Below are 12,266 nucleotides of genomic sequence, written 5' to 3'. Positions count from 1 at the left end.
AGAAGTTGGTTTTTTCGATGTAGAGACAGCATAAAACTGATCAATAATGAAGATTTAAAAACGGAACTCTTAAACTGTTTAATGAATAATAGAGGCCCTTTTTGTATGGATATGAAATGATGTTAAATAGCGCTTGTTTCATCGACGTTGGTTAAAAGCAGTGTTTTCTTATGAAGATTAGCCTTAACATTCTGAATAAAAGTTTCATTCCTTTGAAAGCAAGCAGGTATAATAGCCATATAGAGGTGAAAGTTATGAAAAAAGACCGTGGTAAAATTTTGTTAGGTGTGTCGGGAGTGACAGTTAATGCGCACGGACAATGGTTGGTTGTAAAAAAAGCTTATAGTGGTTTAAAAGGACGATGGTCATTGCCAGCGGGCTTCGTAAATGCTGGAGAAACAGTGGATGAGGCAGTGATTCGTGAAATAAAAGAAGAAACAGGAATCGACTGCAAAGTATCTGGCTTAATCGGATTTCGTACAGGTGTCATCCGTGGTGACATCAGCGATAATATGGCCATTTTTTATTGTCGTGTGCTAGATGAGCAACAGCAGGTAAGCATTCAGGAGAAAGAAATTCTGGAAGCGAAATGGTTGTATCCTGAGGAGCTTGCTCAAGATGAAACGACGTCTGTTATGTTAAAGGAAATGGCATCTAATCAATTTGAAAGGCATCAATTAGAAGCAATAGAAGGGATTAATCCCGGTGATATTTTTGGCTATACCTCTTATCGATTATTTTTTAAAAAGTGATGTGAGAGTAGGGGGGAACCTATGATGGAGCTATTTTTATTTATGTTAGAACGAGTTGGGCTGATCATTGTGTTTGCCTTTTTAATGTCAAGGTGGCGACTCTTTCGAGAAAAACTATTTCAGGAGCAAGGGACAAAAGAGAAAATATGGCTCATTATTATTTTCAGTGGCCTTTGTATTATCAGTAGTTATACAGGGATTAAAATTGAAAGTGGAACGATTCATCCGTTAAATCAGATGATACATAGTACGATCAATGCAGAGGAGGCCATTGCCAATACGAGGTTAATCGGTGTAGCCATTGCAGGTATTTTTGGTGGACCTTTAGTTGGTGTTTGTGTGGGTATTATTGCAGGCATTCATCGTATTACACTAGGTGGCTTTACTGCCATTGCTTGTGGGGTTTCGACAATTCTAGCGGGCTTTATTACTGGTGGATTAAGTAAACGCTTTAAGATTCGCCAAACCTTTTCCTATAAAAAGGCTGTAGTGATTGGAATCTGTGCGGAAACCATACAGATGATCGTGATATTAGTAGTGGCTAAGCCATTTGAGCAAGCGCTGCAATTAGTTTCGTTAATCGCCATGCCTATGATTTTGATGAATGCCTTTGGGATTTTTTTATTTTTCATGATTATTAAAACGTTTATTGATGAAGAAGAACGAACGAAGGCCTTACAAACGCATCAGGCTTTTTCAATCGCCCAACAAACGATTGAGCATTTCCGCAAGGGTTTGAATGAGGAATCTTGTCAAACAGTTGCTGAAATTATTAAAAGAGAAATAATGGTAGATGCGGTCGCGATAACCGATAAAAATGGAGTGTTAGCTCATGTTGGAGTTGGTGAAGACCACCATTTAATTCACCGTCAAATCATGACCGCTTTGACAAAAAGAGTATTAGAGGAAGGCAAAATTTTAATGGCCACTTCTTCCAAAGAGATTCATTGCCCACAAGATGGTTGTCCATTAAGTGCGGCCATTGTCTTGCCTTTAAAAGTGCAACATCGAACAGTTGGAAGCTTAAAGCTTTATTTCACGAATGAGGATTCTTTAACCGGAGTTAAGAAAGAGCTTGCAGAGGGCTTAAGTAGACTATTCTCGTCACAGCTTGAGTATGCTGAAATTGAACAGCAGAGAAAATTGCTAAAGGATGCTGAAATTAAAGCATTACAGGCACAAGTCCATCCCCATTTTTTCTTTAATAGTCTTAATACCGTTTCTAGCTTGATTCGGACGGATGCAGATGAGGCGAGAGCTTTATTGATCAAACTCAGTACATTTTTTAGAAGTAATTTGCAGGGAGCGCGGCAAATGCTGATTCCATTAAAAAATGAAATTGATCATGTTGCAGCCTATTTATCCATTGAGCAAACAAGATTTCCTAATCGCTATGAAGTTGAATTTATGATGGATGAATCGCTTTTTGATGTACAGATCCCACCATTTACATTACAGCCTCTTGTTGAGAATGCTATTTATCATGCCTTTAAAAATCGTAAGGAAGGCAAAATTTATGTCAAAGTACAACGCGTGAACGATAAGCTATTGCTGTTGACAGAGGATAATGGTTGTGGCATGAGGAAAGAACAGGTGAAACAACTGGGCAAACGCATTATGGAATCGGAACAAGGCACAGGCACAGCTTTGTGGAATATTTATCAACGAATTCATGAAATTTATGGTTCTGAGGCTGATTTTCATATAACAAGTACATTGGATGTAGGAACAAAAATTATGATTCAACTGCCGTTAAAGGCGAGTAGATGGGAGTAGACAAAATTGAATGTATATATTGTTGATGATGAACCTTTAGCGCGAGCTGAGTTGCGTTACTTATTAGAGCAAACAGCGCTAGTGAACGTTTGTGGGGAATCAGAGAACTTAGAAGAATTTTGTGAAAAGTCGCTGTTTGAAGAAGTAGATTGTGTATTTTTAGATATTGAGTTAGGAATGAACAATGGACTTGATCTAGCCAAGCAACTTATGCTAAATGAGCAACGGCCAGAAATTATTTTTGCTACAGCTTATGATGAATATGCACTGCAAGCATTTGAAGTGAATGCATTTGATTATATTTTGAAACCATTTGAGGCGCAGCGAGTACAAAATGCGGTGGAAAAACTAATAGCAAAAAAAAGAGCAGCACAGGTAAAAACAATGGAAGAATTAAAAGTGTCACAATTTGACAAGCTTGAGAAATTAACCGTTTATATGAATGATCGAATTTTATTAATGAAAATTCAAGATATTTTGTATTGTACATCTGAAGAAAGTAAAACGATTGTCGTAACAGAGCAAGGCCGATTTTTCGCTTCGGAATCTTTAGCTGCATTAGAAAAGAGGCTTGTTTTAAAAGGTTTTGCGCGCGTCCATCGAGCGTATATTGTCAATATAGAGTATATAGTTGAGCTAGAACCTTGGAGTAGTTCTAAATATAATTTAATATTGCACAACAGGCATTCGATTCCTGTTAGTCGACTATACATGAAGGATGTAAGAAAAATATTTGATCTATCTAAGTAATTGCATTTCACCAGTAGAATACTACCTCTCAACATAAATTTCTGACATTTCAGTTAATTATGTGAATAATGAGGACATTCCTTTGCTATGATGTGGAAAAAAGTAAAAGGGGTGTTTAGATGAATGCAATTACAATTGTAATAGGTTCCATTTGTGTTTTAGTGATTAGCTATCGTTTGTATGGCATTTTCTTTACAAAAAAAGTGCTGAAAATAAAAGATGATACGCCCACACCCGCCCACGCTTTGGAAGATGGTAAAGACTATGTTCCGACGAATAAATGGGTAACCTTTGGACATCATTTTGCAGCAATTGCAGCAGCGGGACCTTTAGTAGGGCCGATTTTAGCTGCACAGTTTGGTTATTTACCTGGCCTTCTATGGTTATTAATAGGAGCGGTCATTGGAGGGGCTGTCCATGATGCAGTGGTATTATTTGCTTCTATGCGTCATGGTGGTAAGTCATTATCTGAAGTGATGAAGGAAGAGCTCGGTCCGATTGCTGGCTTCTGTACAGGCCTTGCGATGCTGTTTATTATTACAATTACAATGGCAGGCCTTTCAATGGTGGTCTTAGGTGCTTTAGAACGCAATCCATGGGGGACATTTGCGGTAGGAATCACCATTCCAATTGCCATGCTTGTAGGTATTGCTTATCGTAAAACGGGCAATTTACTTGTCACATCAACAGTTGGGTTTGTTTTGTTAATGATTGGCGTATTTATTGGACCGCTCATTCAAGGCACAGCATTTGGTGATTTTTTAACGTTTGATCGTGATACTTTAGCTATTATATTACCTATCTATGCATTTTTCGCCGCAGCATTACCTGTGTGGTTATTATTGGCTCCACGGGATTATTTAAGTAGTTTCATGAAAATTGGGGTATTCATTGCCTTAATTATTGGCGTCTTTTTCGTTAATCCAGCTATTCAATTCCCAGCATTTACGGAATTTATTCATGGTGGTGGTCCAGTTATTGCTGGTCCTGTCTGGCCATTTGTGTCCATTACGATTGCTTGTGGGGCCATTTCAGGCTTCCATGCTTTTGTGGGCTCAGGAACTACGCCTAAAATGATTGATCGTTGGGAAGACATCCGTATCGTAGGGTTTGGCGCTATGCTTGTAGAGTCTTTAGTAGGTGTGATGGCTTTAATTGCTGCTACGGCCCTTCATCCAGCAGACTACTTTGCCATTAACTCAGCGCCAGCAGTTTTTGCTACATTAGGGATGGAGCCTGTTCATTTACAAGCATTATCACAAAGTATTGGCATGGATTTAGAAGGACGGACAGGAGGAGCCGTGACATTAGCTGTCGGGATGACTGATATCTTTACAGGTATTCCTTGGTTTGCGGAGTTATCTTCCTATTTCTATCAATTTGTCATTATGTTTGAAGCTGTGTTCATTCTAACAGCCATTGATGCAGGCACACGAGTAGCCCGTTATTTAATTCAAGACTTTGGTGGTAATGTTTATAAGCCATTGAAGCGTACTAATTGGATACCAGGCACAATTTTTGCCAGTGCCCTTGCTTGCCTTATGTGGGGCTATTTATTGTATTCGGGGGATATAAGCTCTATTTGGGTACTATTCGGTGTATCCAATCAGCTAATGGCAGCAATTGGTTTAGTATGTGGGGTTACGATGGTATTGAAGGTAGCAGATAAGCGAATCTATGCTTTAACATGCTTTATTCCATTGGTTTATTTATACGTCACTGTTAATGTTGCAGGCTATTGGATGATTAAAAATGTTTATTGGAATCCAGCGGCCGCAGGTTTCAATATGTTAAATGGTATATTATCCGTAATCATGCTGATGCTAGGTTTACTAATCGTTATTACAGCCTTTAAAAAATGGGCACAGCTGTGGAAATCTCCAAAGTTTGTATTATCGCAATCAACATCATAATGTAATAGTAGAAACTATTGAAGATAAGGAACTGTCTTCAATAGTTTTTTTGAGGATAAAAGTATGCTATTCGCGTGTATAGAATACCCGCGATAATAGAAAGAACAATTGCAATAAACGAAAATGATTTCCTAAATATGTCGAACAAGCGAAAACAAGGATATGTTCATTGAAAGCGTTGTCGTAATCATGTAAACTAATGAGAGGAAAACGGAGGTTATACATACATGGATGGTCCAGTTTCATTAGTACAGTTAATCATTTCTATTTTGTTGTTTTTTGTCATGTTCTTTGGTATCGGATTCTTATTAAATATGCTGTTACGTATGACATGGTTAATGGCGATTGTATATCCAATTGTTGTGATCTTTATCGTGGACGAAGTAAGCTTTTTAGATTATATTTTTAAGCCAGGTTCTGCATTTCCAGCGTTAATCGATAAATTACAAGCCCTTCACTTGGTAGATATCGCTATTTTATCAGGTGGCTTTGCAGGCTCCATCGTGGCAGGCATTGTGATGATTTTTTTACGAAAAAGTGGATATCGAATGTTCTAATTTGCCCAGTATTCTTCTTTCAATTTGTTGACAGAAGAATACTTTTTTATTCTTTAAAAAACACATCCTCCTGAATAGAGGATGTGTTTTTGCTACTGTATGAAAAATTCATAGGTTATGATGGCGATAAAAATACCTGTGAGAGCTCCGAAAAATACCTCGCTTCGTTTGTGGCCTAATAATGTTTTTAATTCCTCCATTTTCTCTTGCCCATCCATCTGAGGCCATTTTTTCAAATCATGGAGCAGTGTTTGGAAATCCTTGCGCAATTGATTTAATATAGCGGCATGCTGCCCAGCTTGGTAACGTACACCACTTGCATCGTACATAACAATAATGGAAAACATAGCGGCTACTGCAAAAATTGGAGATTCTAAACCTGTCTCATAAGCAATAGAGGTTGCCAGTCCAGTGACAGAAGCGGAGTGAGAGCTAGGCATCCCGCCGGTCGAAGTAAAGAGGCTCCATTTCAATTGTCTGGTCATTAGAAAATGGATGGGGATCTTGACAAACTGAGCAAAGAGAACCGAAAAGAGGGCAATAAGTAATGGGGTATTTTGAAGTAAACTCAAATTCATCACAACCTTCGCAAATAATTGCTTTTATTATAACATTCATTATTTTCTAAAAGAAGATATAGGCAAATATTACGCGCTTTTCAGAAATATCGTTATAATAGTAGAAGGAATGGAGGAATTTACATGCATATTGTAAAAGAAGCAAAGACATTTGAAACGATTTCTACCGAATTATTAGTGGTGGGAGTCACAAAACATCGTGAACAAATGCAGGACTGGGCAAGCTTTTCATCTTTTTATGGTGAATCTCTTGATATGTGGGTTAGCGCAGGGGACGTATCGACTGAACTAAAGAAGCTAACGAAATTGCCATTTGTGAAAGAGCATGCCAATCTTAAACGTATTTTATTTGTAGGGTTGGATGAGCGTAAAAACCTAACAGAAGGTGATGTACGAGCAGCCTTTGGTTTGGTAGGAAAAGAATTAAGAGCTTTAAAAGTGAAAGAGTATTCCATCTGGCTTGAATCATTTACAACCGAAACCATCTCAGTGACGGACGTAGCATTCATAGCGGGTGAAGGAATTGGCCTTGGCTATTATTCTATTCCTCATTACAAAACAACTTCAAACGAAGTGGATAAACGAATTGACGCTGTGCATCTTGTGACAACAGCAGAGGATTTAGATGAAGTTGTAGCAGGCTTTGAAGTCGGCGTCATTTATGCGGACGCAGTAAATGAAGCACGTAGCCTAATTAATTTACCACCGAATTTACTAACAGCAACTGATTTAGCAAACTATGCTGAATCACTTGCAAATGAATATGATTTTGAAGTAGAGATTTTAGGTAAAACGCAATTAGAAGAACTAGGTATGGGCGGTATTTTAAGTGTCAACCAAGGCTCCTATGAAGAACCTCGATTGATCACATTAAAATATAAAGCGACTGATGATTTTGAAAATCCAATTGGCCTTGTTGGTAAAGGTGTAACTTATGATACAGGTGGCTATTCATTAAAACCAAAAGATTCGATGGTTGGTATGAAAGGCGACATGGGCGGTGCAGCAGCAGTACTTGGTGCTATGAAAATTATCGGTGAATTACGTCCGAATAAAAATGTAGTAGCCGTTATTGGATCTACTGATAACATGGTATCTGACACAGCATTTAAACCAGATGATGTAATTACGACGTATAGTGGGAAAACAGTCGAAGTGTTAAATACAGATGCAGAAGGGCGTTTAGTTCTGGCAGATGCAACTACATATGCTAAGCAGCAGGGAGCTGTGTCACTTATTGATGTCGCTACCCTAACAGGAGGCGTAATTACTGCGCTTGGTATGGATAAAACAGGTGCTCTTTCTAATGATGATGAATTTTTTGCAGCGTTTATGGAAGCAGCAAAAGAAACGGATGAATTTGTTTGGCGTATGCCTTTAACAGAGAATGATAAAAAGAGAATTCGTAAATCAGATGTAGCTGATTTAAACAACTCACCTGGTCGTGACGGTCACATGATTTTTGGTGGAGGCTTTGTTGGCGAATTTGTTGGTGAAACACCTTGGATTCACCTGGATATTGCCGGAACATCCGATGCGGTAGCTGTACATGATTTAGGTCCCAAAGGTGGTACAGGCGTGATGGTACGTACACTCGCTAATTTTGTCCAACGTTTAGGAGAAGAAAAATAATAGAGCATTTTAGTCAGCGGGAGTTTATTCTCGCTGATTTTTTGCGTTTTAAGCACTAATCCCGATAGATTAGGCATTGTACATATGATAGATGTATCTTCTTTCATACGATAGAGTAAAAAGGGGAGGTAGCATATGCGTAATTTCGGAGGTTACCCAGGAGGAGGATTTGGAGGGTTTATTTGGCCATTCGGTGCACCGTTTTTTGGTGGATTTTTAGGAAGTTTACTAGGGTCTCAATTTAATCGATATCCTTACTATCCATATTATCCAAACTATCGGCCATATCCGCCATATCCGCGAGGTCCATTTTACCGACCAGGGTATCGTAGACCTTGGTAAGGACATAAAATGCATGAACCAGTAGCCATGTCAAAATTGGTCACTGGTTTTTTTGTTGTGCTTTGGCAAGTAGCAAATTTTGTGTTGACAGAATATACTAAATTATTTATTATTCTTATTATATTACTAAGAATTAAATAAGTAGCTGACTAGGCAAACTAGAGGCTTTTATTGTTCATAGGCATTTTTGTGCTTAGGGATAATATTAGCCTTTTTTCGTTATCTTGATTTAGAAAGGTGCCAGGTACAGAAGACCCCTTCCTCAATAGGGGAGATGAATGAAATTTGTCCTTTGTAGTTGGTATTCGAACGTCCGCCTAATCAAAATTGAGCATCTGGCGGATATCACATGGTGTGAGGATTTTAGATGAACTTTTACTCGTCAGGTTGAGAAAGTTTGGACACCATGACGCTGAGGCGCAATTGATATAAGGAGTGAAATGGAATGGGGAAAGTTTATATCGTAGGTGCTGGTCCCGGAGACGCTGACCTCATTACGGTCAAGGGATTACGTTGTATTGAATGTGCAGATATCATTTTATACGACAGACTCATTAATAAAGAGCTATTAACCTACGCCAAGCAAGACGCTAAATTGATATTTTGCGGGAAAATGCCACAACAACATGCCATGATTCAGGAGCATATTAATCAAACACTTGTCAGTTATGCACAGCAAGGGTTAGTCGTTACAAGATTAAAGGGGGGTGACCCATTTGTTTTTGGAAGAGGAGCAGAAGAGGCCGAGGTACTAGTGAAACATCATATTCCATTTGAAATTGTACCAGGGATTACTTCAGGTATAGCAGCGCCAGCTTATGCAGGGATTCCTGTGACACATCGGGACTTGGGCTCAAGTTTTGCTATGGTCACTGGACATATGCAGGAAGGCAAAGATGACGAGATTCGTTGGGAGAGTCTTGCGAAAGGGATCGATACGATTGCGATTTATATGGGGGTAGGTAATCTGCCGTACATCCGTCAGCAACTCCTTAAATATGGACGTGAGGAACAAACGCCTGTAGCTGTTATCCATTGGGGAACATTTTCTGCTAAGCAAAAAACGGTTACGGGTACTTTAGCAACGATTGAAGAAATTGCTCGAACAGAAAATATTCAAAACCCGAGCATCATTTTAGTTGGGAAGGTTGTGACATTAAGAGAAACTATTCAATGGTTTGAGCATAACAATCCACAACCAATCCAAATTGTGAGGTAAGGATGTGAGTTCATGCAGGCTATTTTATATATTGCCCATGGTAGTCGTGTCAAAGCAGGTGTAGAGCAAGCCGTAGCATTTCTTCAAAGAGTACAACAAGAAGTTCATGTACCCATTCAGGAAATATGCTTTTTGGAGCTTGCAACACCAACAATTGCAGACGGGATCGCAACCTGTGTTAGACAAGGGGCTACCACGATTGCTGTTATGCCCATTTTACTACTTGCCGCACAACATGCAAAACAGGATATTCCTACCGAAATGGCCAAGGCCCAAAAGCTCTATCCATATGTCCAGTTTACCTATGGTGAACCATTAGGCATTCATGAACGAATCATTGACACGTTGCAGGCTAGGATTCTCGAGAAACAACAACCTAACAGTGAAGCAAATGTTTTATTAATAGGACGTGGCAGTAGTGATCCAACCGTTAAGAGAGATTTAGCTAAAATTGCAACTAGGTTGCGTATGAAATACAACTATCAAACAGTAGATATTTGCTTCTTATATGGAATGGGTCCAAGTTTTGATGACTGGCTTCAGCAAGAAAATGAGAGGCAGCATCAAGTTTTTATTGTACCTTATCTCTTATTTACAGGTATTTTACGGCAAAGCATTACAAAGCGATTACAAGGGTTAGAAAACCACAACATGATACTGTGTGAAAGCTTAGGTTATGACGACAATGTAAAAAAAGTATTAGTGGAGCGTGTTGATGAATTACTACATTTTAAAGAGGAAGGTGTTTCGTAATGGTAGATAAAAGGACTGAAAATGTAAATCTAGCATTAGATAATGTCCGCCAAATGCTAAATACTGTGAACCATGGATCGATTACATTGATTGTTCAAAACTCTTATGTGGTTCAAATAGAAAAAAAGGAAAAAATAAGACTCCGATAATTCTTTTTAGAGAATGAAATGATGACGATTCGCGAGGTGGCAAAGATTGAGATTGCAAGTAGTAAACAGTCCATTTAATGAAGAGCAGGTAAAGTTATTAAACGAACTTTTGCCTAAATTAACACTTGAACAAAAAATTTGGTTAAACGGTTATTTAAGTGCACCACAAGCTACTCAGGAAGCCATAGTTGAAACTATTCCAGAAGCAAACCAACCTATTACGAAAACAATGACGATTTTATATGGTTCACAAACGGGCAATAGTCAAGGATTAGCTGAAAAATATGCGTCCGCATTAAAGACTCAAAACGTAGACGTTACTGTCTCATCATTAGGAAAATTTAAAGCAAGTAACTTAAAGAAAATCACTAATCTATTACTCATTGTGAGTACACATGGTGAGGGTGATCCACCAGATCAGGCGATCCAGTTCTATGAATTTTTGCATAGTAAACGAGCACCAAAACTAGAGCATCTTCAGTATTCGGTTCTTGCTTTAGGGGATAGCTCCTATGAATTTTTCTGCAAAACAGGCAAGGACCTAGATGAACAATTTGCCAAGTTAGGTGCAACAAGGATTGTTCCTCGTATTGATTGTGATGTGGATTATGACGACGCGGCTGCACAATGGTTCTCAACCGTTCAACAGGAATTTCTCAAACAGGCTACAGCAATATCAGTAACTTCAACACAGAGCGATGAAAAACTAGGAGCTACTACATATTCAAGAAAAAATCCATTTTACGCTGAAGTGTTAGAAAATATTAATCTAAACGGTCGAGGCTCTAACAAAGAGACACGTCATCTAGAATTATCCATTGAAGGAGCGAATTTTCTATTTGAACCGGGAGACAGCATAGGTATTCAACCGGAGAATAGTGAGCAATTAGTCCATGCATTACTGGTAGCCCTGAAATTTGATCCAGTTACTGAGGTGACTGTTTTTGATGAAATCATGTCCTTAAAGAATGCCTTACAAAAAAAATTGGAAATTACAGTGTTATCGAAGCCAGTGCTCGAAAAAATTAATGTTTACACAAACCATAATCAGTTTTCAAAGCTTTTTGAAGAACCTAATGCATGGAAGGATTATGCCAAGGGAAGGGATTTACTTGATGTAGTAGAAGAATTTGCTCCTTTCACATGGAGTGCGCAGCAATTCGTGGAGATTCTACGAAAAATTCCATCACGATTGTATTCCATTGCAAGTAGCCAATTGGCCAATAATGATGAGGTTCATTTAACGATTAGCAAGGTAAGCTATGAGACGAACGGCCGACAACGTTTTGGAGTTTGTTCAGGTAGTGTTGCGGAACTTCAAATTGGCGATACATTACCAATCTATGTTCATAAAAACCCAAATTTCAGATTACCAGAACAGAAGGAAACGCCAATAATTATGATTGGCGCTGGCACAGGTATCGCACCATATCGAGCTTTTCTAGAGGAAAGAGAAGAGTTAGGGGTTGAGGGGAAAGCTTGGCTCATTTTTGGCGATCAGCATTTTGTCACGGACTTCCTATATCAAACAGATTGGCAACGCTGGCTAGCTTCTGGCACATTAAGTCAAATGCATATAGCCTTTTCACGTGATACCGATAAAAAAATCTATGTTCAACACAAATTGGAAGAGAATGCAGCTAGTTTTTATGAATGGCTTGAGCAAGGCGCTACCATTTATGTATGTGGTGATAAAAAATCAATGGCAGCTGATGTGGATGTAACCATTCATCGTATCATTGAACGGCAGGGGCAGAAAACAACTGAGCAAGCAAAAGCCTTTGTACAAGAACTAAAGCAACAAAAACGATACCAGCGTGATGTTTATTAACTGTATTCGGAACA

Annotated in this window: 12 protein-coding genes; 11 read left to right on the top strand and 1 reads right to left on the bottom strand. The window is 38.7% G+C overall.

Features of this window, described 5'->3' with window-relative positions; genetic code table 11:
• Positions 1 to 254 precede the first annotated feature (254 nt).
• From AO843_RS08275 to AO843_RS08255, 5 genes are all read left to right on the top strand, one after another.
• On the top strand, positions 255 to 752 hold the full coding sequence (locus AO843_RS08275; protein WP_054610651.1) for an NUDIX hydrolase: 498 nt from the start codon (positions 255 to 257) through the stop codon (positions 750 to 752).
• 24 nt (positions 753 to 776) lie between these two features.
• Positions 777 to 2,528, top strand: a complete 1,752-nt coding sequence (locus tag AO843_RS08270; protein ID WP_054610774.1) for a sensor histidine kinase — start codon at positions 777 to 779, stop codon at positions 2,526 to 2,528.
• 6 nt (positions 2,529 to 2,534) lie between these two features.
• A complete protein-coding gene (locus tag AO843_RS08265; protein ID WP_054610650.1) occupies positions 2,535 to 3,278 on the top strand; it encodes a LytR/AlgR family response regulator transcription factor in 744 nt (247 codons plus the stop codon).
• Between the two features lie 119 nt (positions 3,279 to 3,397).
• A complete protein-coding gene (locus AO843_RS08260) occupies positions 3,398 to 5,191 on the top strand; it encodes a carbon starvation CstA family protein (RefSeq protein WP_054610649.1) in 1,794 nt (597 codons plus the stop codon).
• A gap of 227 nt (positions 5,192 to 5,418) precedes the next feature.
• Positions 5,419 to 5,748 carry a YuiB family protein gene (locus AO843_RS08255; protein WP_054610648.1) on the top strand — a complete coding sequence of 110 codons (330 nt, stop codon included), beginning with the start codon at positions 5,419 to 5,421 and terminating at the stop codon, positions 5,746 to 5,748.
• Positions 5,749 to 5,840: 92 nt separating this feature from the next.
• On the opposite strand, the gene AO843_RS08250 is transcribed toward AO843_RS08255, so the two are convergent.
• Positions 5,841 to 6,326 carry a divergent PAP2 family protein gene (locus AO843_RS08250; protein ID WP_054610647.1) on the bottom strand — a complete coding sequence of 162 codons (486 nt, stop codon included), beginning with the start codon at positions 6,324 to 6,326 and terminating at the stop codon, positions 5,841 to 5,843.
• Between the two features lie 123 nt (positions 6,327 to 6,449).
• On the opposite strand from AO843_RS08250, the gene AO843_RS08245 reads away from it, so the two are divergent.
• From AO843_RS08245 to AO843_RS08225, 6 genes are all read left to right on the top strand, one after another.
• Entirely contained in the window at positions 6,450 to 7,958 is a 1,509-nt protein-coding gene (locus AO843_RS08245; RefSeq protein WP_054610646.1) for a leucyl aminopeptidase, read from the top strand.
• A gap of 135 nt (positions 7,959 to 8,093) precedes the next feature.
• Complete coding sequence (locus AO843_RS08240) at positions 8,094 to 8,300, top strand: hypothetical protein (protein ID WP_054610645.1); 207 nt, start codon at positions 8,094 to 8,096, stop codon at positions 8,298 to 8,300.
• Positions 8,301 to 8,745: 445 nt separating this feature from the next.
• Positions 8,746 to 9,519, top strand: a complete 774-nt coding sequence (gene cobA / locus AO843_RS08235) for a uroporphyrinogen-III C-methyltransferase (protein ID WP_054610644.1) — start codon at positions 8,746 to 8,748, stop codon at positions 9,517 to 9,519.
• 12 nt (positions 9,520 to 9,531) lie between these two features.
• Positions 9,532 to 10,272, top strand: a complete 741-nt coding sequence (locus tag AO843_RS08230) for a sirohydrochlorin chelatase (protein ID WP_054610643.1) — start codon at positions 9,532 to 9,534, stop codon at positions 10,270 to 10,272.
• Positions 10,272 to 10,421 carry a YezD family protein gene (locus AO843_RS23955; protein ID WP_004228347.1) on the top strand — a complete coding sequence of 50 codons (150 nt, stop codon included), beginning with the start codon at positions 10,272 to 10,274 and terminating at the stop codon, positions 10,419 to 10,421. The genes AO843_RS08230 and AO843_RS23955 overlap by 1 nt, the downstream gene beginning before the upstream one ends.
• A 46-nt stretch (positions 10,422 to 10,467) precedes the next feature.
• On the top strand, positions 10,468 to 12,252 hold the full coding sequence (locus AO843_RS08225; protein WP_054610642.1) for an assimilatory sulfite reductase (NADPH) flavoprotein subunit: 1,785 nt from the start codon (positions 10,468 to 10,470) through the stop codon (positions 12,250 to 12,252).
• Positions 12,253 to 12,266: the final 14 nt, after the last annotated feature.

Origin of the sequence: Lysinibacillus sp. ZYM-1 (genome assembly GCF_001308875.1) — a bacterium.
Taxonomy (GTDB): domain Bacteria; phylum Bacillota; class Bacilli; order Bacillales_A; family Planococcaceae; genus Lysinibacillus.
Note: the sequence above shows the minus strand (reverse complement) of the source record. Positions and strands in the feature narration are given on the sequence as shown.